This window comes from Cryobacterium frigoriphilum (assembly GCF_004403305.1).
Taxonomy (GTDB): domain Bacteria; phylum Actinomycetota; class Actinomycetes; order Actinomycetales; family Microbacteriaceae; genus Cryobacterium; species Cryobacterium frigoriphilum.
The window spans coordinates 1-17655 of record NZ_SOHE01000028.1 but is presented as its reverse complement, the minus strand read 5'-3'; the positions used below and the strand labels follow the sequence as shown (position 1 = coordinate 17655).

General features: G+C 67.9%; 14 protein-coding genes and 1 rRNA gene. 6 read left to right on the top strand and 9 right to left on the bottom strand.

Translation table 11 applies throughout. From position 1 onward, the window contains the following. The 3 genes from E3T55_RS06270 to E3T55_RS06260 all read right to left on the bottom strand — a co-directional run. Nucleotides 1-77 (bottom strand): 16S ribosomal RNA (locus E3T55_RS06270); the annotation flags it as partial. A gap of 1422 nt (nucleotides 78-1499) precedes the next feature. Then, on the bottom strand, nucleotides 1500-2987 hold the full coding sequence (ahcY, locus tag E3T55_RS06265; protein WP_134518721.1) for an adenosylhomocysteinase: 1488 nt from the start codon (nucleotides 2985-2987) through the stop codon (nucleotides 1500-1502). Between the two features lie 121 nt (nucleotides 2988-3108). Continuing rightward, complete coding sequence (locus tag E3T55_RS06260) at nucleotides 3109-4338, bottom strand: MFS transporter (protein WP_134518720.1); 1230 nt, start codon at nucleotides 4336-4338, stop codon at nucleotides 3109-3111. A 168-nt stretch (nucleotides 4339-4506) separates the two neighbouring features. Between E3T55_RS06260 and E3T55_RS06255 the strand changes: the two genes are divergently transcribed. Beyond that, nucleotides 4507-4959 (top strand): MarR family winged helix-turn-helix transcriptional regulator, encoded by a 453-nt coding sequence (locus E3T55_RS06255; RefSeq protein WP_134518719.1) that lies wholly within the window; start codon nucleotides 4507-4509, stop codon nucleotides 4957-4959. A 731-nt stretch (nucleotides 4960-5690) separates the two neighbouring features. On the opposite strand, the gene E3T55_RS06250 is transcribed toward E3T55_RS06255, so the two are convergent. The 3 genes from E3T55_RS06250 to E3T55_RS06240 form a co-directional block, all read right to left on the bottom strand. Beyond that, a complete protein-coding gene (locus E3T55_RS06250; protein WP_134518718.1) occupies nucleotides 5691-7145 on the bottom strand; it encodes an amino acid permease in 1455 nt (484 codons plus the stop codon). 151 nt (nucleotides 7146-7296) lie between these two features. Next, nucleotides 7297-8742 (bottom strand): phosphohexomutase domain-containing protein, encoded by a 1446-nt coding sequence (locus tag E3T55_RS06245; RefSeq protein ID WP_134518717.1) that lies wholly within the window; start codon nucleotides 8740-8742, stop codon nucleotides 7297-7299. Nucleotides 8743-8797: 55 nt separating this feature from the next. Continuing rightward, on the bottom strand, nucleotides 8798-9019 hold the full coding sequence (locus E3T55_RS06240; RefSeq protein WP_134518716.1) for a DUF3499 family protein: 222 nt from the start codon (nucleotides 9017-9019) through the stop codon (nucleotides 8798-8800). Between the two features lie 43 nt (nucleotides 9020-9062). Here E3T55_RS06240 and E3T55_RS06235 point away from each other — a divergent pair, with 43 nt between their 5' ends. The 3 genes from E3T55_RS06235 (at nucleotide 9063) to E3T55_RS06225 (ending at nucleotide 12532) form a co-directional block, all read left to right on the top strand. After that, the gene (locus E3T55_RS06235) at nucleotides 9063-9509 is read left to right on the top strand and encodes a metallopeptidase family protein (protein ID WP_134518715.1); all 447 of its coding nucleotides are present in this window, start codon (nucleotides 9063-9065) and stop codon (nucleotides 9507-9509) included. Nucleotides 9510-9735: 226 nt separating this feature from the next. After that, entirely contained in the window at nucleotides 9736-10419 is a 684-nt protein-coding gene (locus tag E3T55_RS06230; protein ID WP_134518714.1) for a hypothetical protein, read from the top strand. A gap of 391 nt (nucleotides 10420-10810) precedes the next feature. After that, nucleotides 10811-12532: a glycosyltransferase family 39 protein gene (locus tag E3T55_RS06225; protein WP_134518713.1), complete on the top strand. Its 1722-nt coding sequence runs from the start codon at nucleotides 10811-10813 to the stop codon at nucleotides 12530-12532. On the opposite strand, the gene E3T55_RS06220 is transcribed toward E3T55_RS06225, so the two are convergent. Next, nucleotides 12498-13904, bottom strand: coding sequence for a glycosyltransferase family 87 protein (locus tag E3T55_RS06220; RefSeq protein WP_166791698.1), 1407 nt, complete (start codon nucleotides 13902-13904; stop codon nucleotides 12498-12500). The two genes, E3T55_RS06225 and E3T55_RS06220, sit on opposite strands and share 35 nt — an antisense overlap. Before the next feature lie 519 nt (nucleotides 13905-14423). Beyond that, nucleotides 14424-14849, bottom strand: coding sequence for a VOC family protein (locus E3T55_RS06215; RefSeq protein WP_134518711.1), 426 nt, complete (start codon nucleotides 14847-14849; stop codon nucleotides 14424-14426). Between the two features lie 144 nt (nucleotides 14850-14993). On the opposite strand from E3T55_RS06215, the gene E3T55_RS06210 reads away from it, so the two are divergent. After that, nucleotides 14994-16358, top strand: a complete 1365-nt coding sequence (locus E3T55_RS06210) for a molybdopterin-dependent oxidoreductase (RefSeq protein WP_241992905.1) — start codon at nucleotides 14994-14996, stop codon at nucleotides 16356-16358. Beyond that, entirely contained in the window at nucleotides 16355-16951 is a 597-nt protein-coding gene (locus E3T55_RS06205; RefSeq protein ID WP_134518710.1) for a hypothetical protein, read from the top strand. Before E3T55_RS06210 ends, E3T55_RS06205 begins: the two co-directional genes overlap by 4 nt. Here the strand turns inward: E3T55_RS06205 and E3T55_RS06200 are convergent. Beyond that, on the bottom strand, nucleotides 16900-17586 hold the full coding sequence (locus E3T55_RS06200) for a class I SAM-dependent methyltransferase (RefSeq protein ID WP_134518709.1): 687 nt from the start codon (nucleotides 17584-17586) through the stop codon (nucleotides 16900-16902). The two genes, E3T55_RS06205 and E3T55_RS06200, sit on opposite strands and share 52 nt — an antisense overlap. Nucleotides 17587-17655 lie beyond the last annotated feature (69 nt).

Here is a 17655-nt window from a genome sequence, read left to right as displayed (position 1 = left end):
CCCCTTCACCGTTCGACTTGCATGTGTTAAGCACGCCGCCAGCGTTCGTCCTGAGCCAGGATCAAACTCTCCGTAAATGTTTGAATAGCTCCACAACCCAAAGATCATGTGCCCATCTAGTGCTGTAACCCGCCGGAATAGGCGAAGAAACAACAAGTTTGAAACTGACAGAACAAATCATTACTGACTTGCTTTGTTGTTAGTTGCCCAACCCGAAGGTCAGGACTTGTTCAATATTATTTCCAAAGGAATCTCTTGGCTGCTACCCGCTAGAAACGGGACCACAACCACGAGGTTTTTGGCATTTGACATTGTGCACGCTGTTGAGTTCTCAAGGATCGGACGCACCCAGCTTCAAACCCGTATAATGGGCGGTCGCTCTGGGGCAACTTGTCTAACTTAGCCACCCAGCCAGACGCTGTCAAGTCGGCGTTTCGGCCGGTCGAACACTCTGGTGGAGGCTCTGCGCCATGGTGTGGAACCTTGCGGTTCGCGCTCCATAACTGGTCCCGCTTGAGGCCGGCAGCTGAACAGCTTTCCGAACCTGTGGGGTACGTGTGATTACATTACGGCTCCCCTGAACACCCGTCAATTACAGGCTCCACCCCGGGCGTGTCGTCTGCCCGCAACCCGCTCGTAACCTCCCCGTAACCCCGGGATTCGAGGCTTCCCGAACTCTGCGCGCGAGCATCCGCCGGTTGAGCCGCGACGAAACCACGCAAGCCGAGACTCAAAGCAGCACGGCCGGGTCTTGAGGTCGGCCTGCGGGGTTTCGACCAGCGCGCTACGCGCGCAGGCTCAACCAGCGACGATCCGCTGGTTGAGCCGCGACGAAGGAGCGGTCGAAACCACGCACGCCAGACCTCGGAGCAACGCGGCCGGGTCTCGAGGCCGGCCTGCGGGGTTTCGACCAGCGCGCTACGCGCGCAGGCTCAACCAGCGAGGATCCGCTGGTTGAGCCGCGACGAAGGAGCGGTCGAAACCAACCTCGGAGCAACGCGGCCGGGTCTTGAGATCGGCCTGCGGGGTTTCGACCAGCGCGCTACGCGCGCAGGCTCAACCAGCGAGGACCCGCTGGTTGAGCCGCGACGAAGGAGCGGTCGAAACCAACCTCGGAGCAACGCGGCCGGGTCTTGAGATCGGCCTGCGAGGTTTCGACCAGCGCGCTACGCGCGCAGGCTCAACCAGCGAGGACCCGCTGGTTGAGCCGCGACGAAGGAGCGGTCGAAACCACGCACGCCAGACCTCGGAGCAGCACGGCCGGGTCTTGAGGCCGGCCTGCGGGGTTTCGACCAGCGCGCTACGCGCGCAGGCTCAACCAGCGACGATCCGCTGGTTGAGCCGCGACGAAGGAGCGGTCGAAACCACGCACGCCAGACCTCGGAGCAGCACGGCCGGGTCTCGAGGTCGGCCTGCGGGGTTTCGACCAGCGCGCTATGCGCGCAGGCTCAACCAGCGACGCTGGTTGAGCCGCGCTGAACCAGCGGGCATGCGCTGGGTTAGTAGCGGTAGTGGTCGACCTTGTAGGGGCCGTTGACGGGCACGCCGATGTAGGCGGACTGCTCGTCGGTCAGCACGGTCAACTCCACGCCGAGGGCGTCGAGGTGCAGGCGGGCGACCTTCTCGTCGAGGTGCTTCGGCAGCACATACACCCCGATCGGGTAGTTCTCCGGCGTGCAATACAGCTCGATCTGTGCCAGGACCTGGTTGGTGAACGAGTTGCTCATGACGAACGAGGGGTGTCCGGTGGCATTGCCGAGGTTCATCAGGCGACCCTCCGACAACACGAGCACACTGCGACCGCTCGGCAGGTGCCACTCGTGCACCTGCGGCTTGATCTCGACCTTGGTCGCACCGGGCAGGGCTTCGAGCGCCGCCATGTCGATCTCATTGTCGAAGTGTCCGACGTTCGCGACGATCGCGAGGTGCTTCATGCGCAGCATGTGGTCGACGCCGATCACACTGAGGTTGCCGGTACCGCTGACGAAAATGTCCACCTGCTCGACGACGGATTCGATGCGGGCGACCTGGAAGCCATCCATTGCCGCCTGCAGGGCGTTGATCGGATCGATCTCGCTCACGATGACGCGGGCACCCTGGCCGCGGAGCGCCTCCGCGGCTCCCTTGCCGACGTCACCGTACCCGGCGACGAAGACGACCTTGCCGCCGATCAGGACATCCGTCGCCCGGTTGAGACCGTCGGGGAGGGAGTGCCGGATGCCGTACTTGTTGTCGAACTTGCTCTTGGTGACCGAGTCGTTGACGTTGATGGCCGGGAACAGCAGTTCCTTCGCGGCGAAGAGCTCGTAGAGGCGGTGCACTCCGGTGGTGGTCTCTTCGGTGACGCCGAGCAGGTCGGCCGCGACGAGGGTCCAGCGGTCGGTCGACTCGGCGAGCGAGCGGCGCAGGGCGGCGAGGATCACGCCGTATTCGTGGCTGTCGCCGGCGGCATCGGCCGGAACCGCACCCGCCAGTTCGAATTCGCGGCCCTTGTGCACGAGCATCGTGGCGTCGCCGCCGTCATCAAGGATCATGTTCGGGCCGGTCCAGGTCGCTCCGGCAGCGGAGCTTTCAGCGCTCCAGTCGAAGATCTGCTGCGTGCACCACCAGTAGTCCTCGAGGGATTCACCCTTCCAGGCGAAGACGGGAACGCCGGCGGGGGCATCCACTGTTCCGGTCGGGCCGACGGCGATCGCGGCGGCCGCGTCGTCTTGGGTGGAGAAGATGTTGCAGCTGGCCCAGCGCACCTGCGCGCCGAGGTCGACGAGGGTCTCGATGAGTACGGCGGTCTGCACGGTCATGTGCAGGGATCCGGCGATGCGGGCGCCGGTGAGGGGCTTGGAGTCGCCGAATTCGGCGCGGAGGGCCATGAGCCCCGGCATCTCGTTCTCGGCCAGGCGCAGCTGGTGGCGGCCGGCTTCGGCGAGGGAGAGATCGGCGATCTTGTAAGCGAACGCGGGAACGGTGGGGGGCGCGGCGACAGTCATGCGTCCATCTTGCCATTGCCGGCTGCGGGGGCGGCGGGATGCGGCGCGGGGCGACCCGGGGCATCCGCTGCCTTAGTCGGTTGCTGCCGTACCGTTCGACGGAGATCGGGCCGGTTTCGTGTCATTTCGGGTGATTTTCGACCAGTTCAGGGTCGAACTCCGTCGAATGGTACGCGGCGGGGGCGGATGCCGGGGCTGATGCTGCGGTCAGGGCCGAGCGACGGCGGGCGGCGGCGACCATGACGACGAGGGCTATCAGGGCCGCGGCGGCTCCGGCCCAGATCGGGGCGGTGTAGCCGCCGCCGGCCGTGATCAGCAGGCCGCCGAGCCAGGCGCCCAGTGCGTTACCGAGGTTGAACGCGCCGATGTTGGCGCCCGAGGCGAGAGTGGATGCCCCGGGCGCGAAACGCATGACCCTCATCTGGAGTCCGGGCACGATGGCGAAACCGAAGAAGCCCATCAGCACGAGGGACAGGATCGTCGCCACCGGATTCTGCGCGGTGAGGGCGAAGAAGACCAGCACGAGCGTGAGGCCGGCGAGCAGCACGATGAGTGTGCTGTCGAGGGCGCGGTCCGCGGCGCGGCCGCCGAGCGTGTTGCCGATGAAGAGGCCGACGCCGAAGACGATGAGCAGCCACGGCACGGTGCTCGAGGCGAATCCACTGACCTCGGTGAGGGTGAAGGCGATGTAGGTGAAGGCGCCGAACATGCCGCCGAAGCCGAGGATGGTCACGGCGATGGAGAGCCAGACCTGCGGGGACCGGAACGCGCGCAGCTCACCGCGCAGACTCGCGGCGTGCGGGGCCTTCATGCTGGGTACGAGAAATACGAGTCCCAGCAGGGCGACGATGCCGATCGCGGTGATCGCCCAGAACGTGGAACGCCAGCCGAAGGCCTGGCCCAGCAGGGTGCCGAGCGGAACGCCGAGCACGTTCGCGGTCGTCAGGCCGGTGAACATGATCGCGATGGCGGCGGCCTTCTTGTTTTCGGGAACGAGGTCGGCCGCGACGACCGAGCCGATGCCGAAGAAGGCGCCGTGGCAGAGGGCGGCGATGATGCGACCGGCGAGCATGATTTCGTAGCTGGGGGCGAGGGCCGAGAGCAGGTTGCCCGCGATGAAGAGCACCATCAGGGCGACGAGCACACGCTTGCGGGAAAACCGGGTCACGGCCGCGGTCAGGCCGAGGGCGCCGACGACGACGCTCAGCGCGTAGCCGGAGATGAGCCAGCCGGCGACCGCCGGGCTGACAGTGAAGTCCGCGGCGACCTCGGGCAGCAGGCCCATGATGACGAATTCGGTGAGTCCGATGCCGAACCCCCCGAGCGCGAGGGCAATCAGGCTGATGGGCATGTGAAACTCCTTGGAACAAGCGGATGGTGGCGCGGCGGCGGGCGCGAGCCCGTTACAACGCGTACGCTAGTAGTTGCAAGCGCGTTATATATTCTTGCATGAATTGATTGCAGACGCTAGCTAAACGCGTACGCAACGGTAATCTACTGAACCCCTCAGGAGGCACTGATGAGCATCGAAGACGACGCCGTCGAACTGCGCGCACGCGGCTGGCGCACCCTCGCCGCCCTACACGGCGCCATCGACACCGAGCTGGAGCGTGCGTTGCAGGCCCAGGCCGCGCTCTCGGTCGTGGAGTACACGGTGCTCGACGCACTCAGCCGTCAGGACGGCTGGCACATGCGCATGCAGCAGCTCGCCCATGCGACCGCGCTCTCGAGCAGCGCGACGACCCGTCTCGTGAACCGGTTGGAAGATCGGCAGCTGCTGACCCGCATCCTCTGCGCCGATGATCGCCGAGGAATCTACACCGAACTCACCCCGGCCGGGCAGAAGCTGCTGCTCGCGGCGCGGCCCGTGCACGACGACGCGCTCGAAGCGGCGCTGTGCGCGGCCGAGGCGATACCCGAGCTTGCGCCGCTGGTGCGGGCCCTGCACGGCGGGACGCGCACGGCGGTCTAGCTCGATCGGCTGCGCGGGCCCCGAGAGCAATTTATGCAGTTCCCGCGCGTCGGGAGTGCGTAAAATGCTCACTCGCGAAGCAAAACACGGGGTGGGCGAAATCCGGCCTGTGGAAAACTCCCACGGCGGGGGCCGGTGCCCTACGGTGACCGCATGCGCCCACGTTCCCGCGAAATTCTGGCAAGACTCGTTGCTGTCGCAGTCGTTGTCGCACTGAGCGGATGCGCCGCCACCCCTGAGCCTGCTCCCCCGGCACCGGCGCCCTCACCCACTGCGCGCGTTGCCCCGGTCTTCGTCTCGAACGAGGAAGCCCTCGCCGCCGCGACCGAGGCCTATGCCGCTGCTCCGGAGCTCGCCACCAACCCGGCCGGCACACAAGCCGAGATGCGCCCGGGACCCCGGGGGCGGGGCATCCGCTGTCGATCAGTGACAGCTGTGAGCGAGGCAAGCCCCTATATGCAGGTCGCCCGCTCACAGCTATCACCTATCGACACCACCTACTTCCCACGGCGCTGCTCCGGAGCTCGCCACCAACCCGGCCGGCACACGAGCCGAGATGCGCGCGGGAGCCCGAGGCGGGGCATCCGCTGTCGATCAGTGACAGCTGTGAGCGAGGCAAGCCCCTATATGCAGGTCGCCCGCTCACAGCTATCACTTATCGACAGAACTCGCGCAGGCCACGCCCCACGAATCCCGCGGCAAGTGCAAAATTGCTCACCCGGCACATGTACTCAGGCGACGGGGAGCGGGCGCTTGCGGTAGCGCAGCACGCCGACGGTCACGAGCACCGCGGCGAGCAGCACCGAAAGCAGCAGAGATTCGCGAGTCTTCTCGATGACGAGCATGCCGACCAGCAGCGCGAGGATGCTCGCGATCGCGAACCAGGTCAGGTACGGAAACAGCCACATCTTCAGGGAGAGGGCGCGGGTCTGTTCGGGACTCAGCCGGCGCCGCAGAATGAGCTGCGACACCGCGATGACGAGCCAGACGAAGAGCGCGATCGCGCCGGAGGTGTTCACGAGGAACAGGAACACTGTGTCGGGAGCGAGGTAGTTGAGCCCAACCGTCAAGAAGCCGACCACGGTCGAGGCGAGCACCGCGCTGCGCGGCACGCCGCGCTTCGAAATGTGCGTCCACGCCTTCGGGGCGTCACCGCGCACCGCGAGCGAGAAGAGCATGCGGCTCGCCGTGTAGAGCCCCGAGTTGAGGCACGACAAGACCGAGGTCAGCACGATGATGTCCATGATCGTGCCGGCGCCGGGAATTCCGTACAGCTCGATCGCCGCAACGTAGGGACTCTTCGTGACGGATGCCGCATCCCACGGCAACACGGTGACCACGACCGCGATCGACCCGATGTAGAAGATCAGGATGCGCCACACCGTCGAGCGCACGGCCTTGCGCACGGCGTCGACCGGGTTCTCGGATTCGCCGGCGGCGATCGTGGCGATCTCGGCGCCGAAGAACGAGAACACGACCACGAGCACACCGCCGAGCACGGCCCCGCTGCCGTTCGGGAAGAACCCGCCCTGGCCGGTGAGGTTGGAGAGCCCTGGCGCCGGAACGCCGGGCATCAGGCCGAGGATCGCGACGACGCCGAGCAGCAGAAAGACGACGATCGCGGCGACCTTGATCGACGCGAACCAGAATTCGAACTCGCCAAACGACTTGACGGAGGCGACGTTGGTGAGGGTCAGCAGCACCATGAGAACGAGTGCCCAGACCCATTGATCGACGCCCGGCACCCAACGATGCACGATCGCGGCGCCGGCCGTGGCCTCGATGCCGAGCACGATGATCCAGAACCAGGCGTAGAGCCAGCCGATGCTGAATCCGGCCCAGCGGCCGAGGGCCCGATCGGCGTAGGCCGAGAACGATCCGGTCTCCGGGCTGGCCGCGGCCATCTCCCCGAGCATCCGCATGACGAGAATCACGACGAACCCGGCGGCCGCGTAGGCCACCAGGATTCCGGGGCCGGCCTCCTTGATCGCCGCGCCCGATCCGACGAAGAGTCCGGCCCCGATGACACCGGCGATGGCGATCATCGAGAGGTGGCGGGGCTTCAGCGTGCGGGAGAGCTGCGGCGTTCCCCCCGGCACACCGAGGCTTCCGGGGGAAGCGGATGCCGCATCCGCTGTCGTGGAGAGTGTCGGGGGTGTCGTGCTGGCCAGGGAATCAGGGGCCATGGTGGTGCTCCAGCGGGATAAGAACGATCGCGCCGCGTCGAGAGCGACGCGGGTCGAACCATTGCGGGTACTGCTTTGCCCTCCCGACGTTAGTGGGTTGCGGCGCGGCCCCGCGCCCGCATGACGCCGCGCGCGGGGACGGCCGCTCCGCTCAGGGCTCGAGCAGGGCGAGCACCGCGTCGCGCACACGCACCATTTCGGCCGGGGTCCCGGCCTCGACGTTGAGCCGCAGCACGGGCTCGGTGTTCGACGGGCGCACGTTGAACCACCAGAACGGTTCGGTCGTGCTCGTGAGTCCGGTCACGGTCAGGCCGTCGAATTCGTCGAAGTCCGCGGCGCCGCTGTAGGCCTCGACGAGGCTCGCGTAGGCGCCGGGCACGTCGTCGACCTCGAGGTTGATCTCGCCCGACATCGCGTAGGGCGCGACCGCGGCGGCGAGCGCCGACAGGGGCAGCGGCTGGCCGCCGAGTTCGGCGAGCACGTGCAGCGCGGTGAGCAGGCCGTTGTCGGCGCCGAAGAAGTCCCGAAAGTAGTAGTGGCCGGAGTGCTCCGCGCCGAAGACGGCGCCGGTTTCGCGCATGTCCTCCTTGATCAGCGAATGACCGACCCTGGTGACGACCGGCACCGCGCCGGACGCCTCAATCGTTTCGGACAGGCGCCGCGAGGTCACGAGGTTCAGCAGCACCACAACCTCGGCGTCGGGGTCGGCCGTGCGATCGCGCGCGATCAGGCGCCGGGCGACGATCGCGGCGAGCGCGGACGGATCGACGGCCGCGCCGGCCTCGTCGATGACGAAGCAGCGGTCGGCGTCACCGTCGAAGGCGAGCCCGAGGTCGGCCTCGTGGGCGATGACGGCCTGCTGCAGGTCGAGCACGCTCTGCGGCAGCATCGGGTTCGGCGCATGGTTGGGAAAGCTGCCGTCGAGCTCGAAGTACAGCGGAATCACCTCGATCGGCACGACGTCCAGGCCTGCCGCAGCGCCCAGCACGGCGGGTACGGTGAGCCCGGCCATGCCGTTGCCGGCGTCGATGACGACGCGCAGCGGGCGCACCGGAGCCAGGTCGACCAGGGACCGCAGGTGCGCCGCGTAGGCGGGAAGGACATCCGCTTGCCGGCGGCCACCCGGCACCGCAGCGGGTTCGATGCCGTCGCTCAGGTAGCCGGCAGCCCGCTCGCGCACGGCGCTCAGACCGGTGTCCCAGCTCATCGAGGTGGCGCCGGCCCGCGAGAACTTGAGTCCGTTGTACTCGGCGGGGTTGTGGCTCGCGGTCACCATGACGGCGGGCACGCTGTCGCGACCCGACATGAAGTAGGTCTCGTCGGTCGAGCAGAGGCCGATCATGACGACGGATGCCCCCCGCTGCTCGGCGCCGTCGGCGAACGCATCCGCGAACTCGGCCGAGGACTGCCGCATATCGTGACCAACGACAATCTCGACGTGCGGCGCTCCGACCTGCTGGGCCGTCACCTCGTCAGCGAAGGCCGCGCCGAGCGCGCGCACGATGGGTGCGGTCAGTTCCTGCCCGACGCGGCCGCGCACGTCGTAGGACCGGACAACCGCGGACAGATGGGCTATGGCTTCTTCCGACGAACTCATACCGGGGAATCTACCGCACCGCCCTGAACGGGGGTGCCGCGGCCGACCGGCGGCGTTAGCGCTCGGGCTGGTCCCCGCCGAGGGCGGCGTGGCGCATCAGGCTCCAGCCGGTGGGCACCGTGGTCAGCTGGGCGTGTCGGGCACACAGGTCGAAACTGTGCGGACTCTTGGTGACGGCGAGCGGGCCGAGAACGGCGAGCGCGTCGGAATAGTCGAAGGTGAGGGTGGCCACGGCCGAAGCCTGACATGCCACGCGGGAGCACGCTCGTGATTCCATTGCTTGCAGCGTACTCGGCAACGGGCCGAACTACACTGGCCCTATGCCTCGATCTCGTCGATCCGCCACTCCGGAGCCGACGGCGCGCGGGCGGGGGCGCGACCGCCACGGCCGTGGCATCCGCAGTTCGGCGACCGGGCCTTTTCTACCGCCGCTGCGCACCCGCATCGACCTGTTCGACCTGACCGTCGCGTCGACCGTGGACTACCTGCGGGGCGTCTGGCCCGACGAACTGGCCCACATCACGTTCCTGACCGCGGCCGGGCCGCGCACCGTGCCCGAGGATGTCGGCGTGCAGCGCTGGAGCGTGTCGGCCGCCGAGGGGCGAGTCGTGTTCTATCGGCTGCCGATTCAGCGACTGTCGCGCCTGCACCTCAACGACGAGGCGCACCAGCGCATGATGATCGAGAGTTGCGTCTTTCGCGGCATCGCCGAGTTGCTCGGCAAAGACCCGTGGGACATAGCGCCCGACCGCTTTCGCAACTTCTAGCTGCGACCGTCGCGCTGCTCCCCTGCACGGGGGGCAGGTTTGGTGTGACCAAAAATATTCGGCCCGGGAACATCCGCGTAATTACGGGGATTTTGCCTGAGTGTTTGCTGAACTTGATAACAGAACGATAACAGAGCCAGTCAATTCCAAACCATTCTCCGCATGGAACCGAACACCTGTCATACCCCAACACACCAACGGGACAACCGAGACAAAGGATCACATCATGCGCAAAATCACCAAGACCGCACTGGGCTTCGCTTCCGCCGGAATGCTCATCGCCGGCCTCGCTGCCTGCTCCACCACCCCCGCTTCCACCGGCTCCTCGTCGGCTCCGGAATCCTCCTCGTCGGCCGAGTCCAGCCCGGTCCCCCTCGCGTCGATCCCGTCGCTCGACAACGGTGTTGACACCGCCGTTCTGCTCGACGCCGACTTCGCCGCGGCCCTCACGAGCCTGGGCCTGACCCCCGGCACCGTCGGCACCGCGACCCTGGTCGACGGCAGCCTGATCTTCCCGATCACCGGCGGAAACGTGGACTACTACGACCCCGAGGAAGACTACCGTCCGTTCGTTCAGGGCAGCCTCGAGCACGAAGGCTCCGGCTTCAGCCTCACCGCCGGTGAGACCACGGTCGAGCTGACCAACTTCACCATCGACCCGGGCACCTCCGAGCTCTTCGGTGACGTCACGGTCAACGGCGAGGTCGCCGCCGAGCAGGCCCTTCTCTTCAACCTCTACGGCGGAACCCTCAAGCCCCTCGAGATGGACGGCACCAACGCCATCCTCGAAGGCACCACGGTTCACATCTCCTCCGTCGCCGCCGGCCTGCTGAACGACACCTTCGCCACCGACGCCGTTGCTGACCAGCTGCTCGTCGGCATCGCGAAGATCACCGTCGCCACCGAGTAACAACCGCTAGTCCTGCACAACGCTGCACAGCTAGCAGTATCCGAAAGGCCCGTCGCGCACAACGCGGCGGGCCTTTCTATGCATGCGCGTCTGTGCATGCGGGGCTGTGCATGCGCGTCTGTGCATGCGCGGCTGTGCATGCGGGGCGACAGCTGAAGCACCGGCCGCCGGTGCGCGTTGCTGCCGATCTGCCCGGCACGGATGCCCCGCCCTTCCGCCCCACAGCCCAATCCCCTATTCTCGACACGCACGCAGAATTCACGGCCTCACGTGAACACCTGCCGACTACCGGGCACCGCCGCCCGAAGCGGGACATGCTCCCCCGCGTCGCCTCGGCCCGTCCCCGGCGATTGCCCCTTCGTTGCCCGACCTTGAACAGAGGCCAGACCCGATGCCCCCATCCACAGTGCCCTCCGCGACCACGGTGCCATCCGCGACCACGGCGCCCGCCCCGACGGCGGCCGCCCTGCCCGAAACCGCCGCGCCCGCGCTCGGGTCGGGACGCGGCCCCGGGAACACCGTCGCTCGGCCGCGCACGGCACGAGGCAAGCGGATGCGGCCGGGCACGACCGACGCCCTACTGATCGGCCTGTTCGGGTTCACCCTTGCCGTCGCCTTCTCGTGGGTGCCCTCGCTCTGGTACGACGAGGCCGCCACCGTGATCGGTGCAACCCGCAGCTGGGCCCAGCTCGCCGACATGCTCGACTCCGTCGACGCGGTACACGGCCTCTTCTACGCCCTCGTGCACGTGTGGTTCGACCTCGTCGGCTACACCCCCTTCACCCTGCGGCTGCCGAGCGCAATCGCAACGGGCGTCGCGGCCGCGCTCATCGTGCCCCTCGTGCGCCGGTTCGCCCCCCGGGCCACCGCGGTGCTGGCCGGGCTGCTCTTCTGCCTGCTGCCCCGCATCACCTGGATGGGCGAGGAGGGGCGTTCTTTTGCCCTCTCAACGGTGTGCGCACTGCTGCTGACCCTCGTCTTTCTGGCCGCATCGCGCCGCACGGCGGCGAGCAGCGATCAGCGCCGCGCAGCGCTCTGGAGGGCGGGCCTCTGGTGGCTGCTCTACGCCGTACTCGCGATCGTCGCCACGACCCTGTTTCTCTACGTCTCCCTCGTGGTCGTCGCCCACGGCGTGACCGCGGTCTGCACGGCCAGGGCCGCGCGCACCGCTGGGAGCGGCGGGCGGGCCGCACTCTGGGGGTGGCTCGGGGCATCCGTCGCCGCCGCGCTCGTGCTGCTGCCCTTTGTCGACGAGGTTGTCGGCCAGGCCGGTCAGGTCGGCTGGATCAAAGAGATCGGCGCGACCACGTTTGACGACATCGTGGTCGTGCAGTGGTTTCTATTCAATCCGGCATTCGCGGTGTTCGGCTGGGCACTCATTCTGGGTGGTCTCGGCGTGCTCGGCAGCCGGGCCTGGCACCGGCGTGCGGCCGCGTCGCCGCGGTCACCCGTGACCACGATGGTGCCGGGCATGCCCTCGCTGCTCGCCCTCGTGCTGCCGTGGCTGATCGTTCCGACGCTCGCCCTGATCGTGATCTCGCTCCTGATGACTCCCGTGTTTTCACCCCGTTACCTGGCGTTTTCCGCGCCGGCGGCCGCGATTCTGATGGCCGTCGCCGTGAGCGCGCTGCCCCGGCCCTGGCTGCGGATGACGGCGGTGCTCGCCTGTGTTGCCCTCACCGCGCCCGGCTATATCGCCCAGCGGCTGCCGGAGGCCAAGCAGCAGTCCTCGTGGAACGAGGTCGCCGACCTGATCGCCGCCGAACGCGCCCTGGAGCCGGCCGGCACCGGGGAGGCCATTATCTATGGACCGGTGCGGCAGCATCCGTCGGCGACGACGCGGGTGATCGCGTATTCGTACCCGGATGCCTTCGCCGGGCTGCTCGACGTCAAGCTCAAGACCCCGGCGGCCGAGACGGGACAGTTATGGGAGACGCGGTATCCACTCGACGAGGTGACCGACCGGTTCGCGGGCATCGACACGGTCTGGCTCGTGACGAGCAACAAGCAGGACTGGCGCCCGAGCGTGACCGTGAAGCTCGCCGTGCTGGGTTACGGCCTCGACACCGAGTGGAATCTCACGGGCGTGAACGTTCTGCGCTTCGAGAACTAGCGCTGTCCGCGCCGGCGGTGCGCGCGGCCCGGGCAGCGCGGCGCCGCCACAGCGTGACGCCGACAATAACGAGCACGGCGGCACCGGTGGCGAGCTGGGTCACGAGGTCGTCGGGAATCAGCAGCCGCAGCGTCAGCGCGAGCGGCACCGCGAGCCATTCCCAGCGGCCGGTCAGCGCGATGAACGGCAGCAGCAACAGCGCATACCAGGGATAGCGGGGGCTGACGATCAGCAGGGCGCTGCCAATCATCACGAGCTGTCCGAGCCACGGATGCGCCGGGTCGGTCTTGACGATGACCAGCACGGCGATGACCAGCAGCAGGATGCCGGCCACGATGACGCCCGCGCCGCCGGGGGCGACGAGACTGATGAGGGCGAAGCGGGTGCCGTCTTCGTATCCTTCCTCGCTGAGGTAGCCGGGCAGATAGCCGAGCACGCCGATGCCGGTCGCGAGCACATAGGGCACATAGAGCAGTGCGAAGGTGGCGACCGAGGCGACGATGATCTTCCAGCCGCGGTCACGCAGCATGGCCGGAGCGGCGAGCACCGGGATGAGCTTGGCGGCGATCGCGACGCCGAGGGCGATTCCTCCGAGCCAGTGTTTGCCCGATGCCGCGAGGAACACCGCGGCGAGAACGAAGACCACACCGAGCATGTCGACGTGGGAGTTGGTGATGGCCTCGGTCGCGACGAGCGGGCACCAGGCCCAGAGGGCTGCCCAGCGCGGGTTGATGCCGTGACGGCGCATGCCGAAGAGCAGCATCACCGTGGTGCCGAGGCTCAGCAGCAGGCCGGCCAGCTGCAGCACCCAGTAGCCGGGAGCGGGGCCGGTGATCGCTCGCACGCCGGCGAAAAAGATCTCGGCGGCGGGCGGATAGATGGTGGGCACCGTCGTGCGGTTCAGCGTCGAGCAGAACACCTCACGGGAGTCTGTCTTCTTGACCGTTTCGAGGCGTTCGCCGACGCAGGAGGGCTCGCCGTCGGCATCCGTCACCGGCGCCGGAAACAGCCAGTCAGGGCGCAGCTCGTCGAGGCGGTCGTCTGCGGGAGTGTAGGCGTAGGGCGAGATTCCGGCGTTCTGAACGATGCCGTCCCAGGCATACCGGGCCGAGTCGGTGCTCGTGTTCGGCGGGCCGGCCATCGCGGCGCCACCGATCAGGGTGGATCCGGCGAGAATCAGCACCACGATCGCGCGGCCCTGCACCCTGCGCAGCAGGAACACGGCGAGCGCGAAGAGCGCCCAGAGTGCGGTGGTGCCAATCAGCAGGGGGATTCGGTCGGGGCCGGGCTTGAAAATGTCAAAAGCCACGACCAGGAACCCGGTCAGTGCCGCGCTGGCCGCGAGTACGAGAGAGATGAGGACGGTGCGCACTCCTCCATCCTGCCCCAGGAGTGCGGGTACAGCGGTGTTTCGGCGGCGCGGGCGTGGCGGTGTTACGGGCACGTAAGAAGTTGGGGCTCGGGTGTCTCGCTGGGCGCGCCGGTCGGTCGGGGCCGTGGCGCGGCATCCGCTCATGGGGCCATTGTTGGCATCTCGCTGGCGAGAAGCCAAAAAACGTCCCATGGAGCACCCCTTCGCTCCGCGAGAAGCCAAAAACGGCCCCTTCAATCGAGTTCAAGGGGCCATTTTTGGCGTCTCGCGGCGGGCCGACGCCGCTCATGGGGCCATTGTTGGCTTTTCGCTGGCGAGAAGCCAGAAAGCGCCCCATGGAGCGCCCCGACGACCCGCGCCGAGCCCCCGCGGCCAGCTCAAGGGGCCATCTCTGGCACCTGACGAGGGCTGCGACGCGCTCAAGGGGCCATCTGCGACACCTCGCCCGCAGGCGTCGTCGGTAGGTGGCCGCAGGCAGTGGATGCTGCACCCTGGTTCGCGCCGGCCGCTGGCAGCGGTCTACGCGGCCGGGGCCATCAGCTCGAGGGCAATGTTGTCGGGGTCGCGGAACTCGAGGATGAACGCACCACCGATGTCCTTGATGCCGCCGTGCGAAACGCCGAGGCCGTCGAGCACCGTCACGGCGTCATCGAGATCCGCGCGGCTGCCGAGGCTGAAACTCAGGTGGTCGAGGCCGACGCGATCCTCGTCGTGGCGGTCGCCGGCCGGGGCGACAGGACGCAGCCCGAGCAGACCTCCCGCAAAGGAGTAGATGACCCCGCCGAACAGAAAGGCGAGCTGTTCGCGGGTGGCGGCGTCGGCATCCGCTGATGGAGCCTCGTAGGCCACGGGAAACCCGAAGACGGCCTCGTAGAACCGGCGCGACACCTCGATGTCGGTCACGGTCAGGCGGACATGGGCAAAATCGACGACGGCGACGGGCATGGGGCTCCAAGGTCGGGTGCGAGTGGGTTGCGCCACGGTACCCCGCGCGGCACTGCGGCGTCTGGGCAGGGCGGGGTTGGCGGCGAGTTTTCACGGGGACGTAAGGTTTCGGGGGCGAAATGAGGGGGCACATCCGCTTCGAAAGTGGTGCAATTGAGTATGCGGCGACTGATGTACGAGGCCCAACGCGCACTGGCATCGCCGGTGCGCACTCCCCGCATGGCGACGGTGATCGGGCGGCTGCTGGGAGCGGCGTTTCTGGTCTGTTTCGGCACCGGGCTCTACAGCCACTTTCTGCAGGATCCGCTGCCGTGGATGCGTTTCGCGACCCGCCCCGAGTTTCTCTACCAGTTCACCCAGGGCACCCACATTGTCGCCGGAATCCTCTGCTTTCCGCTGCTGCTCGCTAAGCTCTACGTGATTTTTCCGGCCCTGTTCGCCTGGCCGCCGGTGAAGTCCTTCGCCAATGTGCTCGAGCGCGCCTCGATCGCGCTGTTCGTGGGCGCGTCACTCGTGCAGATCACGATCGGCCTCGTCAACACCTATCAGTGGTATCCGTGGCCGTTCCCGTTTCGCCAGGTGCACTTCGCGCTCGGCTGGGTGCTGATCGGGTTGCTCGCGATTCACATCGGCGTGAAGCTGCCGATCATCGTCGCCAACTGGCGTAAGAAAGCGGATGCCGCCTCCCGGGACGACGACGACGTCGACGGCGGATCTGCGGGCGGCCCCGGCAGCGAACTTGCGCCCACGGCAGCACACTCGCTGACACCGACCGACCACCTCGTCGACGCCGCCTCCCCCAACCGGGCGGCGAACCCCGAAGAAGTGCGCCTCTGGGGTACGACCCGCCCCGGCGGCATCACCGGTCGCATCATCAACTACATCGACAGCACCCCGGCGCTGCCCTCCCGGGTCAGCCGGCGCGGCTTTCTCGCCACGATCGGGGTGAGCGCGGTCGCGATCGGCGGCCTGACCGCCGGGCAGACCTTCGCGCCGCTCGACGCGGTGAACGTGTTCGGTCCGCGCAAGAAGGGCGTGGGCCAGCAGGGCGTTCCGGTCAACCGCACCTCGAAGCAGGCGAAGGTCGCCGGCCTCGCAACGGACTCCACCTGGGTGCTCACCGTGGTCGCCGCCGGCACCGAGCTGACCTTCACCCGCGCCGAACTCGAAGCCATGCCGCAGACCGAGGTCACCCTGCCGATCGCCTGCGTCGAGGGCTGGAGCCAGATGGCCGTGTGGCGCGGAGTGCGCATGATGGATCTCGCCGACGCGGTCGGGGCGACGCCGCAGACCTCTTTTCGCCTCACCAGCCTCGAAGAACGCGGCAGCTTTCGCATGACGGACATGGGCCGCGAATACGTGCGCGACCCGCTGACCCTCGTGGCCCTCGAGCTCAACGGGGAAACCCTCGACCTCGAGCACGGCTACCCGGCGCGCATGATCGCGCCCGGCCGCCCCGGAGTGCTGCAAACCAAATGGCTGAGCCGAATCGAGGCGATGGACGCATGAGCGTGACGACACCCGGGCCAGCGGCCCAGCCGCGGTCGACGCGGACGACGGATGTGCCCGGCTCGACGACCTCGCGGCCGACGACCTCGGGCCGGGCGACGGATGCTCACGGGCCGGCTCTGTCTGCGGGGGTCGGGCGGGCCATCCGCTACGGCCAGATCACGCTGCTCGCGGTCGGTCTGGCCCTGCTCGCCTGGGGCGCCTACGTGATGTTCGACACCGTGCGGCTGCCGCGCATCACGGGCCTCGCGATCTGGATCGTCGCCGCGATCATTCTGCACGACGCGATTCTGGCTCCCGTTCTATTCGGGGCCGGGCTGCTGCTGCGCCGCGCGGGCCAGAAGGTGCCGGGCACGGTGATCGCCGTCGTGCAGGGCACCCTCGTCGTCGGGTCGATGGTGTCGCTGATCGTGGTGCCGATTCTGGTGGCGCAGAATTTCACGCCGAACAACCCCAGCATCCTGCCGCTGAATTACGGGCTGAACCTGGGGATCTTCTGGCTCGTGCTGCTGCTTCTCGGCAGCGGGCTGTCGGTGTGGCTCTACCTGCGGGCCAGACGTGCGAACGAGCGGCCATCGAGCAGCCAGGACTGAGTCACGCAGAGGCCGACCGCGACCGCGCGCAGGCGCAGCGCGTCGACGCCGATCTCGGCCCACGGAAACGAGCTGCTGCGGCGGCCGAGGGAGTCCTCGATGGTGCCCTCGTATGACGCTTCGTGGGCGGGATCGCCGCTGACCTCGACGATGAGCTCGCCGTCACGGCCGAGCAGGGCCGCGCAGCGCCGCAGCAGGGCTTCGGGGTTGCCGCCGATGCCGATGTTGCCGTCGACGAGCAGCAGGGTGCCCCAGGTTCCCTCGAGCGGAATCTGGTCGAACACCGAACGGTTGAGCACCGTGAGGCCCGCGGCGAGCGCGATGCGCACCGCCGTCGGCGAGACGTCGACGCCGACCGCTGAGAGTCCGCGGTCCATGGCGGCGCGCACCATGCGCCCCGGGCCGCAGCCGATGTCGAGCACCGGGCCGGCCGCGCCCTCGAGCAGGGAATGGTCGGTGGCATCCGCGTCGGCGCTCCAGCGGCCGGCGTCCATCGGGGCCATGCCGGCGCTGTGCGTGGAGTGCACACTGTGCAGGTACAGCACGTTCGCCTCGTTCTGCAGCGCGGCCGCGTAGGGCTCAGCGCCGCCGGCCCCGAAGGTGGGACGCGCGGTTGTGGTTTCGGTGAGAGTCATGGGTTCATTCCCTGCGGGTCGCGGGCGGGGGTGGCGGGGCGCCGGGGGCCGGGCGTGGGGCGGGCGACG

Coding starts and splice junctions, on each gene's coding strand:
- ahcY (WP_134518721.1), bottom strand. CDS start 2,987: ATGACTGTCGCCGCGCCCCCCACCGTTCCCGCGTTCGCTTACAAGATC.
- E3T55_RS06260 (WP_134518720.1), bottom strand. CDS start 4,338: ATGCCCATCAGCCTGATTGCCCTCGCGCTCGGGGGGTTCGGCATCGGA.
- E3T55_RS06255 (WP_134518719.1), top strand. CDS start 4,507: ATGAGCATCGAAGACGACGCCGTCGAACTGCGCGCACGCGGCTGGCGC.
- E3T55_RS06250 (WP_134518718.1), bottom strand. CDS start 7,145: ATGGCCCCTGATTCCCTGGCCAGCACGACACCCCCGACACTCTCCACG.
- E3T55_RS06245 (WP_134518717.1), bottom strand. CDS start 8,742: ATGAGTTCGTCGGAAGAAGCCATAGCCCATCTGTCCGCGGTTGTCCGG.
- E3T55_RS06240 (WP_134518716.1), bottom strand. CDS start 9,019: ATGGAATCACGAGCGTGCTCCCGCGTGGCATGTCAGGCTTCGGCCGTG.
- E3T55_RS06235 (WP_134518715.1), top strand. CDS start 9,063: ATGCCTCGATCTCGTCGATCCGCCACTCCGGAGCCGACGGCGCGCGGG.
- E3T55_RS06230 (WP_134518714.1), top strand. CDS start 9,736: ATGCGCAAAATCACCAAGACCGCACTGGGCTTCGCTTCCGCCGGAATG.
- E3T55_RS06225 (WP_134518713.1), top strand. CDS start 10,811: ATGCCCCCATCCACAGTGCCCTCCGCGACCACGGTGCCATCCGCGACC.
- E3T55_RS06215 (WP_134518711.1), bottom strand. CDS start 14,849: ATGCCCGTCGCCGTCGTCGATTTTGCCCATGTCCGCCTGACCGTGACC.
- E3T55_RS06205 (WP_134518710.1), top strand. CDS start 16,355: ATGAGCGTGACGACACCCGGGCCAGCGGCCCAGCCGCGGTCGACGCGG.
- E3T55_RS06200 (WP_134518709.1), bottom strand. CDS start 17,586: ATGACTCTCACCGAAACCACAACCGCGCGTCCCACCTTCGGGGCCGGC.